A 22395-nucleotide genomic window follows, 5' to 3' on the forward strand; every position below is an offset into this window, starting at 1 on the left:
CCTAGTAGGCGACTACGCGCGCCGCCTTCTCGGCGGACGCATCCGGCGCGGCGAGGCGGCGCTTGCGCTTGGGCATGCCGAAGGTCGGGTGCGAGGTGGCCCACAGCGAGATCCTGACGATGCCCGCCTTGATCCGCGCGGCCTTCCGGCCGCCCACATACTTCGGCTTTGCCTGCGCTTCGTCGTCGACCATCTGCAGGATCCCGTCCCGCCGCCCGAGGCTGATGTGGTTGCCCGGGTAGACCAGCTTGATGTTCGCAATCTTGCGGCCGGTCAGGCGTCCCACGATCGCCTCCATGGCCTGCCGGCCGGTGTAGCCGGCCGAAGCGCAGGACATCGGCAGCGGTCGGCCGTTGTCGCCGATGGCGTGGGCGCTGTCGCCGGCGGCGTAGACGTTCGGGTGCGAGACCGACCGCATGGTGCGATCGACGACGATCTGACCGTTCTGGGTGACCTCAAGACCGCTGGCGGCGGCGATGGGGTTGACCGCGAACCCGGCTGTCCACACGGTTGCGTCGGACGCCAGGGCGGTGCCGTCGGCGCACAGCACCCGCGTCGCTTCGACGGCTTCGACGCTGGTGTGCTCCAGGACGGTGATGCCCAGCCGGTCGCAGGCCTCGCGCAGGTGGCTGCGGGCTCCGGCCGAGAGCCGGTCGCCCAGCTCGCCGCGGGCGACCAGCGTCACCGACAGGCCGGGCCGGGTTTCGGCGATCTCGGTGGCGGTCTCGATGCCGGTCAACCCGTCGCCGACGACGAGCACACTCCCGCCTTCGTCCCGCCTGCCCAGGCTGTCCAGGCGCTCGCGCAGGCGCAGCGCCGAGGGGCGGCCGGTGACGTCGAAGGCGTGCTCGGCCACGCCGGGGACGCCACGGTCGGCGACGTGGCTGCCGAGCGCGTAGAGAAGCGTGTCGTAGCCGAGCTCGCCGCCGCCGTCGGCGTCGGCCACGGCGACGACCTGGTGCTCGGGGTCGACGGCGGTGACACGGGCCAGGCGCAGCCGTATCCCCGTGCCCGCGAAGACGTCGGCGAGCTTCAGAGCCTCGACCTCATGGCCGGCCGCGAGCTGGTGCAGCCGCAGCCGCTCGACGAAGTCCGGCTCAGCGTTGACCACGGTGATCTCGGTGTCCGCCGGGGACAGCCGGCGGGCCAGGTTCCCGGCCACGTAGGCCCCGGCGTAGCCGGCGCCGAGGACGACGATGCGGTGCTTCATGTGTTCCTCCTGTCGGTTCGCTTGCTCCCGGTGGGTTGAGCGAGACAGCGCCCCGATTGCTGACAGGAACTGGATGTGACATGGGTCACAGGCTGACGCGCAGTGCACCACGGCCGGCGCCGCCTGCCCGGGATGCGGAGTCTTCTCGACCCGGGTTCACGGCTCCTAGCTGTGGTTTCTCGCTGATGTCCCGAGCGCCGGACGAAGCGTCGTACTCCAGCTGCCGGTCCGGACGGTTCCGGTGCGGGAACACCAAGTGCCCATGTCAGACGTTCGTGGAGCAGATATCCGGCCTTACCCGCAGGCATGGCCAACGCACCGAGCGACTGCGTTCCATCCTGAGCGCAGTCGGCCTCGCGCTGGCTGGTCGAGCCGGCGCCCGCCTGGCTGCCGTGCTCGGCATGTCCATCAGCCGGAGTACGGTCTTGCGCCTGGTCGAGGCGCGGCCCGAGCCGGAGGTGCCGACGCCTCGGGTGGTTGGCGTCGATGAGTACGCCACCCGCAAGGGCCGCCGCAACGCACTGTCCTGGTGGACGTCGAGACCCGCCGGCCGATTGATCTCCTGCCTGATCGAGAAGCATCGAGCCTGGCCGCCTGGCTCGCCCAGCGGCCAGAGATCGAGGTCGTCTGCCGGGACCGCGCGCCGTTCTTCGCGGAAGGCGCCACTGCCGGGGCACCCCAGGCGACGCAGGTCGCCGACCGCTGGCACTTGTGGCACAACCTCGGGGGAGCCGCTGAGCGGGCTGTCGCCCGCCACCGCCAGTGCCTTCGCGTCCTGGTCCACCGATCGCGAGGCGAAGGCCGAACCACCGGCGCCGCCCGAGGAGAAGGCGGGCTCGCCATGGCGGAGCGAGCGGTTCGCCAATCGCGTCCGAGCCCGGCACGCCACGGTCCACGCGCTGCCGGAAGCCGGCCATAGCCGCCGCTCCGTCGGGCGTCAGCTCCGGATGACCCACCGCACCGTCAAGAGTCTCGCCGACGCTGCGAAGCCGGAAGACCTCTTTCGCGGTCAGTGGCAGCACAACCGGACCTCCGTCCTCGACGAGTACAAGCCCTACCTGGACGAACTCTGGGACGAGGGGTGCACCAACGCCTGGAAGCTCTGGGAAGAGATCGTTCCCCTGGGCTATCGAGGCAGCTACGGCCGGGTCAGCGCCTGCCTGCGAGAAAAGCGCACCTCGCCACGGCCGGTCGCCGCGCAACCGCCGGCACCCCGCGTGGTGACGAGATGGATCCTCAGCCGACCCGAGACGCTGACCGAGATCGAACAGCTCCGGCTCAAGGCCGTCCTTGCCAACTGTCCCGAACTCGATGCCCTGACCGGTCATGTCCGGTCCTTCGCCCACATGCTCACCGAGCGCCAGGGCGAACGGCTGCCGCAGTGGCTCGACGCCGTCCGCCAGGACGACCTGCCCAGCCTCCACACTCTCGCGGCCGGCATCGACCGAGACCGCGACGCGGTCATCGCCGGACTCACCCTGCCCTGGAGCTCCGGCGTCGTCGAAGGCCACGGCAACCGGATCAAGATGCTCAAGCGCCAGATGTTCGGCCGCGCAGGCTTCGACCTCCTGCGCAAACGGGTCCTGCTCGCCCCGTAGTCGGGGTGTGACCGAGATACGCACCAGAGGGGCAACGGGATGATCTTGAAGCCCTGAGCCCGGCCCCCGTATTTCAGAGGCATACCCGCACTGTTCTGCCAGCGGCAGAACACCGGCCGGACCGGGCTCGATGGTCACTACAGTCCAGTCTCATGACGACGATTACGACGCGCACGGTCGAGTATCCGGCCGACGGTTTGACGATGACCGGGCACCTCGCGCTCCCGGCCGGTGTCGACCGCCGGCCCGCGGTGCTGCTCGGACCAGAGGGCATGGGGCTCAGCGACGTCGAGCGCCGCAGGGCCGATGCTCTCGCCGAACTGGGATATGTAGCGCTGGCCTTCGACCTTCATGGCGGGCGCTATTTGGGCGACCCCGAGGAGATGCTGGCCCGTTGCCTGCCGCTGCTCGCTGATCCCGACCGGATGCGGGGCATCGGCCATGCGGCGCTCGATGTGGTGCGCACCGAACCGCGGACCGACCCCGACCGGATCGCCGCCATCGGCTACGGCACCGGGGGCGCCATCGCGCTGGAACTCGGGCGCGGCGGCGTCAACCTGCGCGCGATCGGGACAGTCAACGCAACTACCACGGGCCGACCGGGCGAGGCAGCGCGCATTCGCTGCCCGGTGTGGGCCGGGGTCGGGTCGGAAGACCCGATCATGCCGCCCGCGCAACGGGACGCGTTCACCGCTGAAATGCAGGCCGCGGGCGTCGACTGGCGCCTCGCGGTCTATGGCGGCGCCTTGCACGCCTTCCACCACCCGCCGGTCGGCCACCCCGTGGTCCCCGGTGTCGGCTACCACCCACAGCACGCGCAGCGAGCCTGGCGCGACGTCGTCGACCTGCTCGCCGAGTGCCTGCCCATGACGGAGGATCTGGGGCGTGACCCAGGTAAGCATGCCGGCGCCGGGCACTGACAGTCCACTCCCCTCAAGTCCGCACAGCAGAAACGCATTCGGGCGGATGCTCGATCGCGGAGACGTATTCACAACTACCGCAGTAAATGCCGGATTTACCGCGGCAGAGCCCCTGCCGTGATCGTCGCGACCTGCGGTGGTCCCTTCCGGCCGCCAGGGCGAGGTACACGCATTTACTGCGGCTTCATTGTGCTGACCACGCGCGAAGTCACATCAAGATCAACTCATTGCCCCTCTGGCGCGTGTCTCGGCTGGACCCCTAGTCATGTTGTGAGTCCCTGATGCGAGGATCCGGGCGACCTTACGCAGGGGAGATCAGCATGGGCACCTGGGATACCGGTCCCTTCGACAACGACACTGGAAGAGGCGGTGGCCGCCGCTGCACTCCTCGCGGCGCAATGTCCGGGAGGCGAACCCGTCGACATGTCCTACGGTCCGGAAAAACCTATGCCCGTGTTCCCTTCCGACCTTCGGGCACTCGCCGACGAAGCCCTCGCCCGCATCGCCAGCGACGAGAACGGGCCGGCCTCAGACTGGGTCGACCCGGAGGACTGGAAGCAGTGGCGGTCCATACTCACCCGCCTTCGCGCCGTGCTTGCCCCGTCCCCACCCTCCATCGCTCTCTTCGATGTCCAGCCATAACGGAGCGTCACTCGGCGCGAAAGCTGAGCCAGAACCACAGATCGGACAGCGCCCGTTCATGACTTCGACTTCGGGAGGCGCGTCATGGCAGCGTCAGTCGTGAGGTGTGGCGAGGTCGGTGATGGCTGCGGCGATCTGGTCGAGGCGGGTCGGGGCGAGGGAGTAGAGAACGTAGTAGCCGTCGCGTCGTGTGGTTGTCAGTCCCGCCTGGGTCATCTGCTGGAGGTGGCGGGAGATCACGGATTGCGACAGCCCGAGGAGCGTGGCGAGTTCCTGGGTGCTGCGGCGCTGGCGGGCGAGGCAGGCGACGATCTGCAGGCGTGGTGTGGCCGCCAAGGCCCGTAGTGCGGCCAGGAGTTCCTCCTGGCTCGCGGGACGTGGGGCGGAGGCGGGGGCGAGCGGCAGTGCCGGATAGGTGATCCGCAGGGGCCAGGGGGCGTCGCAGGTGACGCGAACGTGGGGCCACACGTAGTGGCTGGCGGTGAACGTGAGCGGGCGGGTGGGGGTGACGGCGATGTCGTGGTCGTGCGGGCGGTCCAGGCGCAGGGTCCGCCGTGCCGGGTCGATGCGGATCTGCGGTACCAGGGTGCGAAGCATGGGAAGGACGCCCTGGTGGGTGATGCGCTGTCCCGCACCGGCGATCGCCTCGTAGAGGGTGGGTTCGACGCGTTCCCATTCCTCGGCGAATGCGGCGCTCCAGTAGTCCTCCAGCGCGGTGAGCGCGCCCTCCACGACCGGCAGGGGGTCGGTGAGGACGTCGGCCAGTCGTGCGGCTCGGCCGAGATCGGACCGCCGTAGCTCGGCGAGGGCGGCATCTCGGACGGTGGCGTCCTCGACCAGGTTGTGACCGTCGTAGCGGGTGGTGTCGACGAGGGTCTGGGCGAGCTCGGCGGCCAGCTGCTCCGCCGGGAGCGCGCGTACCGCCGACAGCTGGTCGCCGAAGTCCGCGTCGTGATCGTCCGCCCGGCGTTCGAAGAAGGCCGGGATGTAGTCGGCCACCACGAAGCCGAGCTCCCGCATCTGCCGGCGCAGGCCCGTGGGGAGCCGGCGGCAGCGCCGTACCCAGGGCACGTGCAGGGCATGGTGTCCCGGGTCGGTCAAGGCGTGCCAGGAGTGGACCGCTTCGAGCAGCGGGGAGACGGAGAACGCGAGGTCCTCGGCAGCCGTCTCGGTGAAGCGCATCGTGATCACGATTGCAGGATTTCACAATCAGTTGATCGGATCATGCCGGGTCGATCAGGCTCCTGGGAGCACCCCTGGAGGCCCCTATGGACACCGACCACACGTCGCGAATCCCCCGCGTGAGCGGCCGCGAGGCGCCTCCGTGGCAGGCAGCGCTCGACGCGGACGGCAGCGCGTACACCATCCACGAGCACGCCCCCGCGCACACCGTCGCCGAACGCCAGGCCCTGCCCTTCCCCTGGGAGCAGGCGGTGAAAACGCTCGCCTTCACCACCCCCGAGATCCCGCTCCTGCTGGTGGCCCTGCGCGCGAACGATCGCGTCGACTACACGCGCCTCGCCATTGCCGCCGGCACCAGCCGTTCCCGGCTGCGCGTCGCCGGCCCCGACATTCTCGGTCAGGAGGGCCTGGCCCCCGGAGGCATCCCGCCGATCAGCCACCGCCCCGGAGTGCCGTCCCTGATCGACACGGCGGTGGTCGAATCCGACCAGCCTGTCTACTGCGGCGCCGGATCCGCCGACCGCACCCTCCAGGTACACCCTGAGGTCCTGGCCCGACTCCCCCGCGCCCACGTCACGCTCCTGCACCGATAGCCCCGGACAGCAGTACGGCCCGACTCAGCACCAACACGAGCACGAGCACAAGCACCGTGCCGAACCGGCACCTCGCACGACCAAGGAAGCAACCGGCACATGGTGTCCACCCCGAACCTTCTGGCCTTCGCGGCGATGTCACTCGTCGTGATCGCCATCCCCGGCCCCAGCGTCCTGTTCGTGGTCGGCCGCGCTCTCGCCCACGGCCGCCGCACAGCCCTCGCCACCGTCCTGGGCAACCTTCTGGGCTGCTACGCCCTCGTGCTGGCCGTAGCCCTGGGCCTGGGCGCTCTGGTTCAGGACTCGGCCACGGCCCTCACAGCGGTGAAACTGGCCGGAGCCGCCTACCTGATCCACCTCGGCGTACGCGCGTTTCGCCACCGCGACCGCCTGCGCGCGGACATGACGATCACGGCGGACGGAAAGCGCGGCGACCTGCGCACGATCCTGGACGGACTCCTCGTCGGCGTCACCAACCCGAAGGGCCTCGTCTTCTTCGCCGCGGTCCTGCCCCAGTTCGTGAACCACGACGCCGGCCACATCCCACTTCAGATGATGGTCCTCGGCCTCGTCCCGGCCGTGATCGGCCTACTCTGCGACACCCTGTGGGGCCTGGGCGCCTCCGCCGCCCGCACCTGGCTCGCCGGCTCGGACCGCCGCCTCTCGATGATCGGCGGCGCGGGCGGAGTCGCACTCATCGGCCTCGGCATCACCGTCGCCACCACCCGCCACTGACCTCCTCCAGCGACGCTGCACCGCCGCAGGGTGCTGTCTGTCATCGCGCTCTGTTCGATTCCAGCCATCACCGCAGGATGGCCCGGCGGCGCCTTGCCGAGTGGACCGAGGACGGAGTACGGCCCCGGCTGCCGCACTCGACTTCTCCCGTACCGCGGTGGACTGCTCCCATGTCCGGGCGTTCAAGGGGGACTCAGGACGGGACGACGCCCTGTCGACCGGGGCGGAACGGGCAGCAAGCACCATCTGATCACCGACGCAGCCGGTATCCCGCTCGCTGCCGCCGTGACCGGCCGTAACCGCAACGACGTCACCCAAGCGTTCCTCAGGCTCGGACGTGCACTGATCTGCTGCAGGCGGCTGGTAGGCGTTGGGCCTTCCGGCACCCGCAGGAAGCGCCGGCCCGCGCTCAGGATGAGCGTCGCCGGCGGCTCCGTACCGCCACCGCGGGTCCGCGCATACGGAAACATCACGATCCGGCTGAGACCTCACCACTTCCTGACCGACCGCTTAGCATGATGCTCGCCGGGAAGGACGCTGCCGGCTTTCGCCCACGGCGACCGGCCCGGTGAAGGACTCCCCGCGCTCCGCGCAGCTCACGTCGGCGCCTCGCGTCGGCACCGCACGTCGGCACCGCGCGCCGGCACCGCACGCCGGCGCCTCGCTTCGGCACCTCGCGTGGTGTTCTCGCACCCCGTCCATCAGGAGCGTCCATGCACCGTAGTTCCGCCCTCGGCAGCGTCACGGACCCGTCCTCCGTCGAGCTCTTCGACCGCGCCTGCCGGCGGCTTCTCGGGTACGGCACGGCTTTCACGGACGCCGTCCTGGAGACGATCCGCGTCGAGGTGCCGTACTACGCCGACCCGGTGCTCGCGCCGCCCGACGTGCGCGAGACCGTGGGAACCGGCATCCGCCACGCATTGGAGACCGGGGTGGATCCGAGCAGGATCGTGGACGTCGAGCGGTTCACCAGAGAGCTGGGCATGCGGCGCGCGGAACAGGGCCGCCCCCTCGACGAGGTCCTGCACGCCTTCCGTGTCGCCGGATCCGAAGTCTGGAGCGGGATGGTCGGCGTGGTGGAGCGGGAGGGCCTGGGCGACATGCACCGGCTGGTACACGTCGCCGAGCTGGTGTGGAAGAGCAACGACCGCGACGCCGTCCTGGTCGCCGACGCCTACCGGCAGGTCATCGAGGGGGTGGCCGGCCGGCACGCCGAACGCGTCCGTCTGGTCCTCGCCGCCCTGCTGGAGACGCGTCACGAACCCGAGTTCACGCGGAGCGCGGCCGACATCCTCGAACTGCCGCTCGGCGGACGGTACGCGGTGGCGGTCGCGGAGGCGACACCACCGTACGGCCGCGTGCCCCGGGCCGCTCCGGAGCTGAGGGGCATACGCCTCCTGCGGCATGCCTGGGGTCAACGGGCCGTGTTCGTCGCCCACTTGGGCGACCGCCCGCTGGACGCGTTCGCCTCCGGCCTCGTCGCCGGCCCGGGGCTCCGCATCGGGATCAGCCCGGTGGTCCCCGGACTGGAGAGTCTGGCCCGCGCGCGCGACATGGCCGGACTCGCTCTTCGTACCTGCCGCGGCGACGGGGAGGTCGCCCGGCTCGACTCCCGCCTGCCCGACGGACTCCTGGTCTCGCGGCCCGACCTGTCCAACGAACTCGTCCGCCAGGTGCTGCAGCCCTTGTACGACCTGGAACCCGCCGACCGCGACCTGCTGTTCGACACCATCGGCGTCTGGATCGAATGCGGTGGCTCCACCGTCCAGGCGGCTCGGCACATGTTCTGCCATCGCAACACCGTGCTGAACCGCCTGCGCCGCGTCGAGCAGATCACCGGCCTCGCGCTCTCCCGCCCCCGCGACCTCGTGCACCTCACTCTCGCGCTCGACGCCCACCGCCTGCTGGGGCCGGCCGCGGCAGCAAGCCCCGCCGACGACGAACCGCGCCGTCGCCCACCGGCCTGACCCTCCTTCGCCCTCCTCTCCCCTGGGCCTCGGCACAGTCACACCTGTCGTGCATTGGGAACAAGCACCGGTGCGGGCGAAGCGCATGGACGAGCCGCGGGGCCGGGTGCTCAGGTGAGCCTCGTTCAGAGGCGATCCACCCGCACCCAGGCCCGCCAGGAGAGACCGCTATGACCTACCCGCACGTCCCTCGCTCCCCTCATCACTCCCGGCCTCGTCGTCCAGGCCTGTCCTTCGCCGTGGTCAACGGAGCGGCCTTCGCCGTGCATCTGCTGCTCGTCTGCTCCGCCGCCGACTTCATGGCCGCCCCTGTCCTGGGCGAAACCGGCATCGGCCTGCCGGCACTCCTCCTCCAGGCCGTGCTGCTGGTGTGGACTGCGGCGCGCTACGACCGCCACGCGGACGAGTCCCGGACCGGCGGCCGCCACACCGCGCACGAGGACGGGGCGTACTGATGAGACCCGAGATCCCGCTCGCCGCGCCCGGCACCCTGGCCCCGGACACCCAGGCACTGATCCTCGCCTGCTTCGTGGCGTTCATCGTCCCCGTCCTGTTCCTGTGCGTCCTCAGCGGCCCACCGAGGGACCGCGTCAACGACTTCTACACGGCGGGCCGCGCACTGCGGCCCCTGCGAGGGGCCCTCGTCCTCTCCGGCGTCTACCTCTCCTCGGCCACGGTGCTCGGCACCACGGGAAGTGTCGCCGTCTTCGGGTACGACGGCCTGTTCATCGCGCTCTGTACCGTGCTCTCCCTCGGTGTACTGCTTCTGCTCGCCGTCCCCCTGCGCGAGCGCGCCGGCTACACCCTGGGCGACACGTTCGGCCTGCGGACCCCGGGGCGCGCGGTGAGGATCGCGGTCGCCGTCGTCACCCTCTGCGTCTGCGTCCCCTATCTGGTCGTGCAGCTCTCCGGTGCGGGAGTGACCACCGCGGCGCTGTTGGGGCTCTCCGGTCCGGGCATCGAGAAGACGGCCGTCGTGATGATCGGCGGTCTCGTCGTCTGCACCACGGCGTTCGGCGGCATGCGCGGTACGGTCGTGATCCAGGTGATCAAGACGGTGGTGCTGCTCTGTGTGGCCCTGGGCGTGTCCGCTGTGCTGCTGCACCGTTTCCACTGGAGCACCGACTCCCTGATCACCGCGGCCGAACAGGGAAGCGGTCGTCCCGCCGACTACCTGCGCCCCGGCCTCCGCTTCGGCGGAGGCGCCGAGCCGGCGGGCACCCTGGACTTCATCGGTCTCATGATCACCATCGTCCTCGGCGTGGCCTGCCTGCCCCACGTCGCCCTGCAACTCGGCACGGCTCCCGACGCCGCCACCGCCCGCCGTACCGTGCGCCACACCATCACGATCGTCGGCGCGTTCTGCTTCACCACGGCTCTCATGGGCTTCGCGGCCTCCGCGTTGATCGGCGCACCGGCGATCCTGGCCGCCGATCCGGGCGGAAACAGCGCGCTGGTGATGCTCGCCGCCGAACTGGCGGGGGGTTCGGACGCCGATGCCGGTGGGGCGCTGCTCGTCGTCCTGGTCGCCTCCGGCGTCTTTCTCACCACGCTGGCCGTCGTCGCGAGCGTCACCCTGGCGGCAGCGGGGACGATCGCCCACGACCTGTACACCCACGTACTGCGCCGCGGGCGCACCACCGAGGGCCGGGAAGTGGCCGCCGCCCGCCTGGCGTCCGTCGGTGTGGGCGTACTGAGCATCGCCCTGGCGGTCTGGGTCCAGGGGTGGAACGTCCAGTTCCTGACGGCGCTCTCCCTGGCGGTGGCCGCCTCCTCCCTCCTTCCGGCGCTGGTGTACTCCCTCTTCTGGAAGGGCTACACCCGGACCGGCCTGCTCTGGACGTTGTACGGAGGTCTGGGCTGCGCCGTCGGGCTGCAGATGTCCGGCCCGGTCTTCTCCGGTAACCCCTTGGCGCTCTTCCCCGATTGGCACGTCGACTGGTTCCCGCTCCAGACGGTCGTCCTCGTGTCGATACCTGTCTCCTTCCTCCTGGGCCGACTGGGCAGTACCGGCGCATGGCGACGCGCCACTCCCCCGAGTGAGCGCCCGGGTCCGGGGTCTGGTCCTGGTCCTGGTCCTGGTCCTGGTGAACGTACGCAGGAGGAGGCGTTCTAGCGGAAGGAAACCGGCCCTCTCCGCGGCCCCCGCCCGAGCGAGGAGATCACCCGAGACGGTCGGTCGCGGCTCTCCAGGCGGCGGTCACCGCTGTGTGGGCCTGTGCCGCGCACGCCGCACTGTCACCGGTTCACGTGAGCGCGGTCACTGAGCGCGGCGCTTGGCCAGGCGTCGTGCGAGCCGAGGGGCGGCGATGCCTGCGAGGAGCACGGTGAGCGGGAGGACGACGTCCACCCATGGGTCTCGGATGGGCTTGTACGTGGCGGTGCCGTTCCTGATCTCGATGAAGCCGAGGGGCTGGGCTCCGGCTCCTCCTCCACCTCCGCCGCCCTCTCCGGTTTTCGAGGTGGCGGCTTCACGGCCGGCGCCGCCGCCGAAACCGAAGCCGATGCGGGCGACCGGGATGACGGTGACGCCGTTCGCGGTGATGGGTTCGCCGTAGACGGCGCTCACCGAGGCGCGGCCGCCGAGCTTGTCAGCCAGGCGTTCGAGCAGGGTGACGGATGCGTGGGCCGGGGTCAGGTCTTCGAGCTCGGTGGGCCGGGTCTCGTTCTGGCTGTCGGTCATGGGGTCCCTCCGGTTCTCGGGCGGACGGCTGTGCCGAGGATGTGGGTGGATGCCGGCAAGGGGATACGGGTTTCGGGGAAGTCGAACCGGTTCACAGTTGTCAGGGTGAATCCGGCGTCGGTGAGGGCCGCCTGAGTGTCGCGTCCGGTGTGGCATCCGCCCATCAGCGGCGGCCAGAAGGTGGCATCCATGACGCGCTGGACTCGGCGCATCGCGGGCGTCACGGCCTGGACGTGCTCGAAGAACCGCAGTTCGCCGCCCGGTCTCAGGACCCGGTGGAGCTCGGCCAGGGCCGCGTGGGGGTCGCCCACCGAGCACAGCGTCAGGCACGCCACGGCCCCGTCGAACGAGCCGTCGGGGAAGGCAAGATCCTCGGCGCGGCCGGCCACCATCTCCACGGGGACTCGGGCGACGCGGGCATGCTCCTGTGCCAGGGCACGCAGCCGCGGTTCCGGCTCGACGGCCACCAGGCGCTTCACCTCGGCCGGATAGTGCGGGAAGTTCAGTCCGTTGCCCGCCCCGATCTCGAGGATCTCGCCGGACAGGCCGGCGAGCAGGCGCTTGCGATGCTCGGTTATGCCCGCCTTCTGGAGGGCTGGACCGGCGAGGTTCGCGTAGAAGCGGGCGAAGACCGGGCGTTGCTTGATCCGCTGGGTCACGGCGACCGTCTCCCTCGGTGGCAGCATCACAGGGCACTACCATGGTTTGCGGAGGTGCTACATAGTGAAGTCACTTCACGATATGCCGGAGCAGTCCGCTTCCGCCAGTGTCTCGCTGGACCGGCTCTTCGAGCTGGCCGAGGTGCTCGGCGCGATGATGCAGCGCGGGGTCACCGAGCGCGGACTGACCACGGCGCGCGCGGGTCTGCTGTGGGCCCTGTTCCACGGCGGGCCGATGACGCAGCGTGCGCTGGCCGGGCGGTTGGGCGTGACGCCCCGCAATGTCACCGGCCTCCTCGACGCCCTGCAGGCGGACGGCCTGGTGCTCCGCGAGGCCCACCCCACGGACCGGCGCGCGACGCTGGTGTCGCTCACCGAGCAGGGGCGTACGGTCACGGCGGCCTTGCGCGGCGGGCGCGACGAACTGGCAGCCGACCTGTTCGGCGACGTCCCCGAGGAGCAGCTGCGCGCTTTCACGGCACGGATGGAGACGGTGATCGAGAGGCTGCACGCCATCGCCCCCACCGCACGAATCGCCCCCACCGCACGATAGGAGCGTCATCGAGGCCGTCGTCATGATCACCCCGAGTCCGGACAGGCCGATGACGGCCGGCCGTTCCGGCAGGCGGCCTTTGCGTTGGCCGCCATACCCGCCGCCGGAGTCGTGCGCAGGGACCTCAAGGACGGGCGACTGAAGGTGGCGGGCTTCGGCATCGCCACCGTCGCCGGCCACGGGTCCACCGACCTACACAGCCCCGGGCATGCTCTCGGGCACCCGACCGGGCCGACCAACGACCTGTACGCGCTGAGCTGCGTGCCGTTCGAGGCGCTGACCGGCGGGCACACCCATGGCCTCGGGGCACGCCGAGAAGAACTGACGAACCGTCACCAAAGTCGGCATCGAGTCAGCATCCGTCCCGCTGGAGCTGATCACAGATGGTCGAACCCGAGAGTCGCCGCCCGCGTCGACGCGACTGCGAGCGGCCACCCGGAGTCACGCCTCGCTCTGACGGCAGCCGGAACAGTCAGCGCACCCTCCCGCGCGGCTTCAGCGGAGTCGCGGGCAGCTGCGGGGCCGGAAGCGGAGCGCCGTCGTAGCCCTTGACCTCGCCGAACCTGGTGCCGGTCATCCATGCCTCGCGCGCTTCCTCGATGTCCTGCTGGGACCGTCCGATCCAGTTCCAGAACATGACGATCTCCTCCTCGAACGGCTCGCCACCCAGGAGCATCAGGCCCGCGTCCGAGATCGCGCGCAGGGGAAGTTCCGTGCGGCCGCAGCCGAGGTAGAGCATCGAGCCCGGGAGGACGGGGACGCCGTCGACGTGGGCCTCGCCCGACATCGACAGGACCGCGTACTCGAAGTCCGGCTCCAGGGGGAGGTTCGTCTCCGTGCCGGCCGTGAGGGCCAGGTCGGCGCCGATCAGGGGGCTGTAGGTGGTGCCGGGGGAGACCGCGCCGTCGAGTTCGCCGAGGATCACCGTGGCCGTGAGTCCGGGGGCGGTGACCTGCGGGAGGGTCGCGTGGTGCTGGAAGTGCGGTTCGACGTGGCGGTGGGCGTCCGGGAGCGCCACCCAGAGCTGCGCGCCGTGGAGGAAGCGGGCGTGGGATTTGGGGCTCTCCTCGGAGTGGGAGATCGCCCGCCCCGAGGTCATCAGGCCCAGCTCGCGGGGGCGGATCGTCTCGAGGCTGCCCGTGCTGTCGCGGTGCAGGACCTCGCCCTCGTGGAGCCAGCTGACCGTCTGCAGCCCCATGTGCGGGTGGGGTGGGACCTGCATGCCGGGCTCGTCCGCGATGTCGTCGGGGCCGTAGTGATCGACGAAGGCCCGCGCGCCCACCATGCGTCGACCGAGGTTCGGGAGCAGGCGGCGGACCTCGGTCGACTCGCCGAGCTGGACGTGGCGGGGGCTGAGGAGCTCCCGCACCGGCTCGGCGACGACGAAGCCGCGGCCGCCACAGACGGTGAGGGAGGCCCGACGATCAAGATTGCTCATGCCGCTCAACCTATTCCTGTCGATGGGCGGGGTGGGGGTGTGTCCACGCGGAAACATTAGTGGAATGTTCAACCATACTGCGGTGTTGACGGAGGTGCCGCCCTCCATGGGCGGCAGCGTAAGGACGCGGCGAGGGAGACCAAGTGAACGACACGTACTACGAGTTCGGAACGGCCGGCGAGCGCTGGGACCGCGCCCAGCTGTTCTTCGAGGCGAAGGAGTACCTGACGGCCGCCCGCATCCTGCGCGGCCTGGTCGCCGAGCACCCCGAGCAGACCGCCCAGCGCCTGCTGCTCGCCCGCGCCTACTACCACTCCGCCCAGCTCTCCCGCGCCGAGACCGAGCTGCGCGCCGTCCTCGAACGAGACCCGGTGGAGCACTACGCCCAGCTGATGCTGGGACGCACCCTGGAGCGGCAGGGCCGGGCCGCCGAGGCCGCCCCGCATCTGCGGCTCGCCGCCGCGATGAGCGGCGACACCCCGGCATAGGCCCCGGAAGATCCACGACGGGTCGGGACACCTCCGCCCGGAGTCGTTCGGTAAGGTCGTCGCGGGAGGATCGAGCCGTGCGTACGGGACGAGTGGAACGCAGCAGCATGAGAGCGGGAGGTGCCCTCGCGCACCTGCTGCTCGTCGTGGTGCTCGCGCTCGGCGTCTTCGTGATGCACGCGGTGGGCCACCCGGAGAGCTCGTCCGGCGCCACGGCGGACGGCATGACGCATGCCTCCGCTGCCGCCGCCCCCGCGCACCACGCCGAGCACGAGGCGCCCGTCTCGTCCTCGCACGACTCGGGCACGGGTATGGACATGACCACGCTCTGCGTGGCCGTCCTCGGCGTCTGGGTGCTCGCCCGGCTCGCCCTCGCGGCGTTCGGCAGCCGCCCCGACTGGCTGGTCCGGCTCCTCGGCCGGCTCACACCCGCGCTCGGCCCGAACGCCCCGCCGCGCAGACCTCCCGACCTCGCTCAGCTGTCCGTCCTGCGGATCTAGGCCGAATCGCCACCGCGGGCGCCTTGCGCTGCCCGCAGAAGCGACCGTTCAGCCCATTCCGTATCGACGGTACCGACAGCACACGAGGTGTGACACACATGCGTGCCTTCACGAACCCCACCCCCCGCAAGCTCGCCCTGGCCGGCGTCATCGCCGCCGCGGCTCTCCTGCTCTCCGCCTGCGGCTCCGACACCGACGCCGACGCCGCGGGCGGGACGAAGCCCGGGCAGTCCACCGCCTCCGCCGCTCCCTCCGCCGGCGCGTTCAACGACGCGGACGTGGCCTTCGCCCAGGCGATGATCCCCCACCACCAGCAGGCCCTGGAGATGGCGAAGCTCGCCGACGGGCGGGCCGAGGACGCCGACATCAAGAAGATCGTCGTGGACATCGAGAAGGCCCAGGACCCCGAGATCCAGAAGATGAAGTCCTGGCTCTCGGGCTGGGGCAAGCCCGAGTCCGCCGGTCACGGCGGTCACGACATGGCCGGGATGATGTCCGAGCAGGACATGAAGGACCTGGCGGCCGCCAAGGGCAAGGCCTTCGACAAGAAGTTCGCGGAGCTGATGATCGCCCACCACGACGGCGCGGTCCAGATGGCCCAGGCCGAGCAGAAGGACGGCCGCAACGAGGCGGCCAAGCAGCTCGCCGACGACGTGGTGCGGACGCAGACCGCCGAGATCGACCAGCTGCGGAAGATCCTCGACCGGCTCTGACCGATGCCGAGGGGCGGCCCTCCCTCACCCGGGAGGGCCGCCGCCCGCCTCAGGCGCGCGATCGGGTACGGACCACCTCGCCGCCCACGACGACGGTCTCGGCCACCGTGCCCACGATCTCCTCCGGATCGACGCGGAGGATGTCCCGGGAGAGGACGACGAAGTCGGCGAGCTTGCCGACGGTCAGCGAACCCCGGTCCTTCTCGAGGAAGTTGGCGTACGCCGAACCCATGGTGTAGCCCTCGACGGCGGTGGCGACATCGATCGTCTCCTCGGGCGTCCAGGGATCGCCGCCGCCGTTCAGCGGGCGGCGGGTGACGGCGGTGTAGATCCCGGCCATGGGGTCCATCTCGGCCACGTTCCAGTCGCTGGAGAGGGCGAGGACGGCTCCGGCGGCGTGCAGACTGCGCAGGGGCCAGGCCTTGTGCCAGCGTTCGGGGCCGATGTTCTCGGCCCAGTCCTGGCCGGGGCCCGCGATGTCGGGTGCGGCGTGGCGCGGCTGCATGCAGGCGACGACGCCGAGTTCGGCGAAGCGCGGCGTGTCGGCCGGGTCCAGGCACTCGACGTGGACGATCTGATGGCGGGCGTCGCGCGGCCCGTTGGCGGCGCGGGCGCGGGCGACCGCGTCGAGGACCGTACGGATGCCCCGGTCGCCGGTGGCGTGGACGAAGCACTGGAAGCCGCGCGCGTCGAGCGCGGTGAGCAGCCCGGCGAACTCCTCGGGCGGGTAGAACGTGTCGCCGCGGTGACGGCCGCAGCCGGCGTACGGCTCGAGGAGCGCGGCGGTGCGCGGCTCGACGACATCGTCGATGTACAGCTTGAGGGGGCCGACGCGCAGCCGGTCGTCGGCGAACCTCCGGCCCGCGGCGGAGAATGCGTCGAGCTCGACGTCCGTGGTGCCGCGCGGGTGGAAGAGTGCGGCGACGATCCGCGAGCGGAGGCGGCCCTCGGCGCGGGCGCGCTCGAAGAGCGCGAGGTCGTCGAGGGAGTTCTGGGGTTCGACGACCGTGGTGATGCCGTAGCCGATGGCGTCGTCGAGGCTCTTGGTGAGCCTGCCGTACTGGCGGTCCGGCGAGGCCCACGGCACGCCGAGCTCCCGCAGCGCGCGATGCCCCGCGCGGGAGAGGCCCTTGACGGCGAAGTCCTTGACGAATCCGGTGGGTTCGCCGGTGGCGGGGTCGGTGACGGCCGTGCCGAACGGGAGGTCGGTGCGGCCGCGGTGGACGCCGAGCCTACGCAGGGCGGCGGTGTTGAGCCAGGCGGTGTGCACGTCGTAGCTGAGGACGAGGGCGGGCGTGTCGCCGGTGGCCGGGTCGAGGTCGGCGGCCGTGGGCATGCGACCGCCGGGGATCGCCGAGTAGTCGAAGGCCTCGGCCTCGATCCACTCGGCGTCCGGGTGTGCGGCGTGCCAGCCGCGGATCCGCTCGTGGATCGCGTCGAGCGAGCGGGCGCCGGCGAGTTGGACGCAGGCCTCGTCCGAACCGAGGCGTACGTGGTTGTGGGCGTCGATGAATCCTGGCAGGGCGAGTCGGCCCCCCGCGTCGAGGACCGTCGTACCGGGTCCGACCCAGGCGGCCGCGTCGGCGGCCGCGCCGAGCCAGACGATCCGCCCGTCGCGTACGGCGAGCGCCTCGGCCTCGGGCAGGTCGGGATCGACGGTGTGGATACGGGCCCGGGTGAGGACCAGATCGGCGGGGGTGGTGCTGTTCATGCGGGCGAACTCCAGGTTCTGACAGGGGCGCTACGGGTGTGACGGACCCACGGGCGTGACGCTGCGGCGGGCGAGGAGGACGTAGACGAGTGCCGAGACGACGGAGCCGAGGAGGGTGAGGTCGGCGCCGCCGAGCGGGGCGACGAGCGGGCCGGTCCAGAGTTCGGAGTCGCAGGTCAGGGCGGCGAAGAGCATGCCGGCGAGCAGGGCGGTGACGCCGGCGGGGTGCGCGCCGGAGCGGTACCAGTAGGCGCCGCGCTGCCCCGCGTGCAGCGCTTCGGAGTCGTAGGTGCAGCGGCGCAGCACCATGTCGGCGAGGAAGACGCCGCCCCAGGGCGCGAAGACGATGATCAGGAGGGAGAGGAAGGAGAGCAGCGAGGTGGTGAAGTCGGTGAGGAAGAGGGCGCCGAGGGAACCGAGGGCGGTGACGGCGGCGCTGATCACGATGGCGCGGGCGCGGCTCCAGGGGATGCCGAGGACCTGGAGGTTCAGGCTGGAGGAGTAGAGCGTGATGATCGAGTTGGTGACCGAGCCGCCGAGGACGAGGGCGAGGAAGAGCGGCTGGAACCAGCCGGGGAGCAGTCCTTCGGTGCCCGCGACCGCGTCCGTCATGTCGGCCTGGGTCGCGGCGGCGACGCCCGCGACGCCGAGGGCGACGGAGGAGAGGAAGCCGCCGAGCGCGCCGCTCCAGGTGAGGGCCTTGAAGGAGGTCGTGCGCGGCAGGTATCGGGTGTAGTCGGCGGGCATCGGAACGTACGAGAAGGGGCCCGCGAGCATGACGACGAAGGCGAGGCTCCAGCCGGAGGCGCCGGGCCCTGCGGCCGGGGCGGACGTGTCGGCACCGGGGAGTACGAAGACGAGCAGCGCGGCGAAGCCGAGGGCCAGGGCGTAGGCCATCCAGCGTTCGGCGAACTGGACGGTGGCGTGGCCCCACAGCGCGACGGCGAAGGTCATCGCGAGGGTGACGAGCAGGGCGAGTGCGCGCGTGGTGTGGCCGCCGTCCCAGCCGAGGTCGGCGAAGAAGGCTTCGAGGGCGAGGGTGCCGACGACCGTGTTGACGATGGTGTAGCCGATGCTGACGACCCAGTTGAGCAGTCCGGCGGGCCAGTTGCCGCGCACGCCGAAGGCGGCGCGGGAGATGACGAGGGTGGCGGTGCCGGTGCGGACGCCGCTGAGTCCGGCGGCGCTGATGACGAAGAAGGCGAGGCCGCCGATGACGACGACGGCGGTGGCCTGCCAGAAGGAGAGGCCGAAGGCGACGGCGAGGGTGCCGTTGATCACGTAGGTGAAGGTGAGGTTGGAGCCGAACCAGAGCCAGAACAAGTCCTTGGCGCTGCCGTGCCGTTCGGCGTCCGGGATGGGGTCGATGCCGTGTCCCTCGACCTGGAAGACCTCGTCGCGGCCGACGTCCGCCGCTCTCTCCTCTTGCAGCATGCGCGCTCCCCAGACTTTGAATGTCGTTCTAGAACTTAGAACGGCATTCAAGATGTGGGACGGGGGACCGGCGCGTCAAGACCCCCGGAGACCTGCGGTTAAAGTCGTGACCATCGGGTCGGGGCAGACGGACGCCGGCAGACGGAGGCGGAGCGGGTGGCAGGGGCAGCACGGCGGCGCGACGGGCACATCGCCCAGGAGCGGATGCTCGAGGAGGCGATGGCGGCCATCGCCGAGGACGGCCTCGCCGCGCTGACCATGTCGGCGCTGGCCGAGCGTCTGGGCACGAGCGGCGGCCACATCCTGTACTACTTCGGCAGCAAGGATCTGCTGCTGCTCGCCGCGCTGCGCTGGAGCGAGGCGGCGCTCGCCGAGGAACGCCGGGCGCTGCTCGCCCGGCGACTGACCGCGGAACGCAAGCTGGACCTGTTCCTGCGGCTCTACCTGCCGCGCGGGCCGCGTGACCCGCGCTGGATGCTCTGGATCGAACTGTGGGCCCGCACCCCGGCGAACGACGCCCTGCGCGAGGCGCAGCGGGAGCTGGACCGCGGCTGGCAGGAGGACCTGGAGGCGCTGCTCACCAAGGGGGTCGCCCAGGCTCGCTTCGCGCCGATGGTCGCCGCGGAGGTGACCGCGCGGGCCTCCGAACTCCTCGCGCTGCTCGACGGGTTGAGCACCCGGGTCGTCCTCGGCCAGGAGCAGGGACGCGACCCCCGCCCGGCGCTCGACGCGGCGCGCGCGGCGGCGGAGCGGCTCGTCCCGAGGGCGTGAGGTCCGGGCGTGAAGGCCGGGCGTGAAGCCAGGGTGGGACGCGACGGGTCAGCAGGCCGGCCGGTCAATACGCCGGCGGGGCAGCGGGCCGGCAGGTCCGCCGCCGGTGGGCAGGTCAGGCCGCCGGTGGGCAGGTCAGGCCGCCGGCGGTCACCCGCCCGGCGCGTCAGCCGGCCCGCGGGGCCTCCCACGGCCGTGGTTCGACCACGGTGAACGGCCAGTCCAGGGCATCGCCACGGCGCCGGGACTGGTCGGCGTTCCAGCGGATCTGCTCGGTGTGGAGCGCCGGGCGGGAGAGGCGGGCGATCGGTGGGTACGAGGCGGCGATCACCTGGGCCAGGGCGAGCGTGGCCTCGGCGTCGGACGCCGCGTCACCCGGCCGCGCGTGCGGGACGCCGTACCACGCGGTGACCGCTTCGAGGGAGCGGCGGCCCGGGCGGTAGCGGTCGGCGTGGCGGTCCAGGACGAGCGGGTCGCAGACCGCGCCACGCCATGAGGCAGGCGGCCGGTCAGCGGAGGCACGCCGTGGCGCAGGAGTTCGGCGTGGAGCGTGGCCAGGACGTGCGGGGCGAACCAGACGACCAGGACCTCGCGGGACGCCAGGTGGTCGGCGACGACGGTCGCCAGCTCGTCGAGGGCCCGGGGAGCGGGGGCGCCCTCGGCGCGGGCACGCGCGATCGTGACGCCGTGACTCTTGCCCGGTGCCAGCGAAAGGAGATTGGATCCAGGATCCATGATCCAGTCGTACGTCGTGCCGTCACTGACCCGCACCGCGGCGGCGAGGATACGATCCACGGCCGCCCGGTTCCCGGTGGTCGCGATGTCCAGCGCCATGAGGCGGCGCCGGTGCCAGCCCGGCAGGTCCTGGCGGGCCGGCGGCGCGGGCTCCCGCACGTGGTCCCGGTGGAAGACCTCCCAGCCGCCGGTCGGACCGTGCCGGAGCGCCCCCGTCCCGGCCGGTACGACGGCCCCGCACACGGCGCAGGGACCGTCGTACTCGTTGGTGAGGTCGGGGGCCCCGGGGGTCATGACCTCTCCGCACCGTCCCGGTACGCCTCCAGGAGCCTCAACCAGGCCTCGCTCAGCGTCGGATACGCCGGGACGGCGTGCCAGAGCCGTTCGACGGGGACCTCTCCCGCGACGGCGATGGTCGCGGAGTGGAGCAGTTCGCCGATGCCCGGGCCGACGAAGGTGACGCCCAGGACGATCTCGCGGTCCAGGTCGACGACCATGCGCGCGTGGCCGCGGTAGCCGTCGGCGTACAGCCCGGCACCGGCCACGGAGGTGAGGTCCAGATCGACGGCACGGACGCGGTGCCCGGCCCGCTCGGCCTCGGCGAGCGAGAGACCGACCGACGCCGCCTCGGGGTCGGTGAACACGACCTGGGTCACGGCGGCATGGTCGGCGGTGGCCGCGTGCGCGCCCCAGCGGTCCGTCTCCAGGAGGGCGACACCGGCCGCACGGGCGGCGATCGCCGCCCCGGCGATCCGGGCCTGGTACTTGCCCTGATGGGTCATCAAGGCGCGGTGGTTGACGTCCCCGACGGCGTACAGCCAGTCGCTGCCGGTGACCCGGAGGCTGTCGTCCACGGGCAGCCACGAGCCGGGGTCGAGACCGACGGTCTCCAGGCCGATGTCCTCGGTGCGCGGGGTGCGGCCGGTCGCGAAGAGGACCTCGTCGCCCTCCACCCGGTCGCCGCCCTCCAGGACCACGGTGACAGGTCCCGTCCCCCCGTCGCGTACCACCGCTGCGACGGTCACGCCGGTACGGACGTCCGCGCCGCCCTCGGAGAGCGCGACGGCGACGTGTTCGCCGACGAACGGCTCCATGCGGGGCAGCAGCCCCTTGCCCCGTACCAGGACCGTCACGCGCGAGCCGAGCGCCTGCCAGGCGGTCGCCATCTCCGCGGCCACCACTCCCCCGCCGACCACGATCAGCCGGTCCGGGACGTGGTGGGAGCTGGTGGCCTCGCGGCTGGTCCACGGCCTGGCCCCGGTCAGGCCGGGCAGGTCGGGCAGCGCCGCGCGGCTTCCGGTGCAGACGGCGACGGCGTGGCGGGCGGTGAGGAGGTGGTGTTCGCCCTCGGGACTCTCGACGGCGACCTTGCGGGGGCCGCTCAGTCGGCCGTGGCCCCGGTAGAGGCGGGCGCCGGTGGAGGCGAGCCAGTCGACGGCGCCGTCGTCCTTCCAGTCGGAGACGTTGTAGTCGCGGTGGGCGAGGACCGCCGACGCGTCCAGCGGCCCTTGGACGAGGTGGCGCAGACCCGGCACCTTGCGGGCGTCGGAGCGGGCGATGGCCGGGCGCAGCAGCGCCTTGCTGGGCATGCAGGCCCAGTACGAGCACTCGCCGCCGACCAGTTCGCTCTCCACCGCCGCCACGCTCAGTCCGGCCGCCCGGGCCCGGTCCACCACGTTCTCGCCGACCGGTCCCGCTCCCAGGACCACCACGTCGTACTCGTGCTCCACCGCTCGCGTCATGGGCCCCAGTCTGGTGGCAGGTGCGCCGCCGGGCCACAGGACCGCGACAGGTGTGCACGCTCGGAATAGCGCGGCTCGATACGCCGTTGTGCGGGGCGAGTCCCCAGGGGACCGTGAGGAC

General features: G+C 71.5%; 23 protein-coding genes. 13 read left to right on the forward strand and 10 right to left on the reverse strand.

Features of this window, described 5'->3' with window-relative positions; all coding sequences use genetic code 11:
• Nucleotide 1: 1 nt before the first annotated feature.
• A complete protein-coding gene (locus tag FDM97_RS20695; protein ID WP_137991869.1) occupies nt 2-1210 on the reverse strand; it encodes an NAD(P)/FAD-dependent oxidoreductase in 1209 nt (402 codons plus the stop codon).
• Nucleotides 1211-1764: 554 nt separating this feature from the next.
• Here FDM97_RS20695 and FDM97_RS37125 point away from each other — a divergent pair.
• The 3 genes from FDM97_RS37125 (at nt 1765) to FDM97_RS20710 (ending at nt 4370) form a co-directional block, all read left to right on the forward strand.
• Entirely contained in the window at nt 1765-2808 is a 1044-nt protein-coding gene (locus FDM97_RS37125; protein ID WP_432816286.1) for a transposase, read from the forward strand.
• A gap of 152 nt (nt 2809-2960) precedes the next feature.
• Nucleotides 2961-3728 (forward strand): dienelactone hydrolase family protein, encoded by a 768-nt coding sequence (locus FDM97_RS20705; protein WP_137991871.1) that lies wholly within the window; start codon nt 2961-2963, stop codon nt 3726-3728.
• Nucleotides 3729-4097: 369 nt separating this feature from the next.
• A complete protein-coding gene (locus FDM97_RS20710) occupies nt 4098-4370 on the forward strand; it encodes a DUF4259 domain-containing protein (protein ID WP_349775389.1) in 273 nt (90 codons plus the stop codon).
• A 93-nt stretch (nt 4371-4463) separates the two neighbouring features.
• Here FDM97_RS20710 and FDM97_RS20715 read toward each other — a convergent pair whose 3' ends face one another.
• Nucleotides 4464-5552 carry an ArsR/SmtB family transcription factor gene (locus FDM97_RS20715; RefSeq protein ID WP_254705946.1) on the reverse strand — a complete coding sequence of 363 codons (1089 nt, stop codon included), beginning with the start codon at nt 5550-5552 and terminating at the stop codon, nt 4464-4466.
• A gap of 119 nt (nt 5553-5671) precedes the next feature.
• Here FDM97_RS20715 and FDM97_RS20720 point away from each other — a divergent pair, with 119 nt between their 5' ends.
• The 5 genes from FDM97_RS20720 (at nt 5672) to FDM97_RS20740 (ending at nt 10963) form a co-directional block, all read left to right on the forward strand.
• On the forward strand, nt 5672-6145 hold the full coding sequence (locus tag FDM97_RS20720; protein ID WP_175439181.1) for an aminoacyl-tRNA deacylase: 474 nt from the start codon (nt 5672-5674) through the stop codon (nt 6143-6145).
• A gap of 99 nt (nt 6146-6244) precedes the next feature.
• Nucleotides 6245-6880, forward strand: a complete 636-nt coding sequence (locus tag FDM97_RS20725; protein ID WP_137991874.1) for a LysE family translocator — start codon at nt 6245-6247, stop codon at nt 6878-6880.
• Nucleotides 6881-7593: 713 nt separating this feature from the next.
• Entirely contained in the window at nt 7594-8847 is a 1254-nt protein-coding gene (locus tag FDM97_RS20730) for a PucR family transcriptional regulator (RefSeq protein ID WP_137991875.1), read from the forward strand.
• A gap of 170 nt (nt 8848-9017) precedes the next feature.
• The gene (locus FDM97_RS20735) at nt 9018-9302 is read left to right on the forward strand and encodes a hypothetical protein (protein ID WP_137991877.1); all 285 of its coding nucleotides are present in this window, start codon (nt 9018-9020) and stop codon (nt 9300-9302) included.
• Nucleotides 9302-10963: a sodium/solute symporter gene (locus FDM97_RS20740; RefSeq protein ID WP_137991879.1), complete on the forward strand. Its 1662-nt coding sequence runs from the start codon at nt 9302-9304 to the stop codon at nt 10961-10963. The genes FDM97_RS20735 and FDM97_RS20740 overlap by 1 nt, the downstream gene beginning before the upstream one ends.
• Before the next feature lie 144 nt (nt 10964-11107).
• Here FDM97_RS20740 and FDM97_RS20745 read toward each other — a convergent pair whose 3' ends face one another.
• Together FDM97_RS20745 and FDM97_RS20750 are read right to left on the reverse strand one after the other, a co-directional pair.
• The gene (locus FDM97_RS20745; protein WP_137991880.1) at nt 11108-11530 is read right to left on the reverse strand and encodes a spore germination protein GerW family protein; all 423 of its coding nucleotides are present in this window, start codon (nt 11528-11530) and stop codon (nt 11108-11110) included.
• Nucleotides 11527-12216, reverse strand: coding sequence for a class I SAM-dependent methyltransferase (locus FDM97_RS20750; protein WP_137991881.1), 690 nt, complete (start codon nt 12214-12216; stop codon nt 11527-11529). The genes FDM97_RS20745 and FDM97_RS20750 overlap by 4 nt, the downstream gene beginning before the upstream one ends.
• 55 nt (nt 12217-12271) lie before the next feature.
• On the opposite strand from FDM97_RS20750, the gene FDM97_RS20755 reads away from it, so the two are divergent.
• Nucleotides 12272-12742: a MarR family winged helix-turn-helix transcriptional regulator gene (locus FDM97_RS20755; RefSeq protein WP_137991883.1), complete on the forward strand. Its 471-nt coding sequence runs from the start codon at nt 12272-12274 to the stop codon at nt 12740-12742.
• 472 nt (nt 12743-13214) lie between these two features.
• On the opposite strand, the gene FDM97_RS20760 is transcribed toward FDM97_RS20755, so the two are convergent.
• Nucleotides 13215-14180 carry a pirin family protein gene (locus tag FDM97_RS20760; protein ID WP_137991885.1) on the reverse strand — a complete coding sequence of 322 codons (966 nt, stop codon included), beginning with the start codon at nt 14178-14180 and terminating at the stop codon, nt 13215-13217.
• A 143-nt stretch (nt 14181-14323) separates the two neighbouring features.
• On the opposite strand from FDM97_RS20760, the gene FDM97_RS20765 reads away from it, so the two are divergent.
• The 3 genes from FDM97_RS20765 to FDM97_RS20775 all read left to right on the forward strand — a co-directional run bounded on the left by FDM97_RS20765 (nt 14324) and on the right by FDM97_RS20775 (nt 15881).
• Nucleotides 14324-14668: a tetratricopeptide repeat protein gene (locus FDM97_RS20765; protein WP_137991887.1), complete on the forward strand. Its 345-nt coding sequence runs from the start codon at nt 14324-14326 to the stop codon at nt 14666-14668.
• A gap of 107 nt (nt 14669-14775) precedes the next feature.
• The gene (locus tag FDM97_RS20770; protein ID WP_137991889.1) at nt 14776-15168 is read left to right on the forward strand and encodes a DUF6153 family protein; all 393 of its coding nucleotides are present in this window, start codon (nt 14776-14778) and stop codon (nt 15166-15168) included.
• A 98-nt stretch (nt 15169-15266) separates the two neighbouring features.
• On the forward strand, nt 15267-15881 hold the full coding sequence (locus FDM97_RS20775) for a DUF305 domain-containing protein (RefSeq protein WP_137991890.1): 615 nt from the start codon (nt 15267-15269) through the stop codon (nt 15879-15881).
• Between the two features lie 49 nt (nt 15882-15930).
• Here FDM97_RS20775 and FDM97_RS20780 read toward each other — a convergent pair whose 3' ends face one another.
• Nucleotides 15931-17592, reverse strand: coding sequence for an amidohydrolase (locus tag FDM97_RS20780; RefSeq protein WP_137991892.1), 1662 nt, complete (start codon nt 17590-17592; stop codon nt 15931-15933).
• 30 nt (nt 17593-17622) lie between these two features.
• The gene (locus FDM97_RS20785) at nt 17623-19026 is read right to left on the reverse strand and encodes a purine-cytosine permease family protein (RefSeq protein ID WP_137991894.1); all 1404 of its coding nucleotides are present in this window, start codon (nt 19024-19026) and stop codon (nt 17623-17625) included.
• Between the two features lie 156 nt (nt 19027-19182).
• Here FDM97_RS20785 and FDM97_RS20790 point away from each other — a divergent pair, with 156 nt between their 5' ends.
• Nucleotides 19183-19797 carry a TetR/AcrR family transcriptional regulator gene (locus tag FDM97_RS20790; RefSeq protein WP_137991895.1) on the forward strand — a complete coding sequence of 205 codons (615 nt, stop codon included), beginning with the start codon at nt 19183-19185 and terminating at the stop codon, nt 19795-19797.
• 166 nt (nt 19798-19963) lie between these two features.
• Here FDM97_RS20790 and FDM97_RS35890 read toward each other — a convergent pair whose 3' ends face one another.
• Genes FDM97_RS35890 through FDM97_RS20800 form a run of 3 tightly spaced genes read right to left on the reverse strand, consistent with a single transcriptional unit; the run spans nt 19964 to nt 22274 of the window.
• Nucleotides 19964-20128: a hypothetical protein gene (locus tag FDM97_RS35890; RefSeq protein ID WP_175439182.1), complete on the reverse strand. Its 165-nt coding sequence runs from the start codon at nt 20126-20128 to the stop codon at nt 19964-19966.
• Nucleotides 20125-20826, reverse strand: a complete 702-nt coding sequence (locus FDM97_RS20795; protein WP_137991897.1) for a 3'-5' exonuclease family protein — start codon at nt 20824-20826, stop codon at nt 20125-20127. The genes FDM97_RS35890 and FDM97_RS20795 overlap by 4 nt, the downstream gene beginning before the upstream one ends.
• Nucleotides 20823-22274: a dihydrolipoyl dehydrogenase family protein gene (locus FDM97_RS20800; protein WP_137991899.1), complete on the reverse strand. Its 1452-nt coding sequence runs from the start codon at nt 22272-22274 to the stop codon at nt 20823-20825. The genes FDM97_RS20795 and FDM97_RS20800 overlap by 4 nt, the downstream gene beginning before the upstream one ends.
• Nucleotides 22275-22395: the final 121 nt, after the last annotated feature.

The sequence above is a fragment of the Streptomyces vilmorinianum genome (assembly GCF_005517195.1).
GTDB lineage: Bacteria > Actinomycetota > Actinomycetes > Streptomycetales > Streptomycetaceae > Streptomyces > Streptomyces vilmorinianum.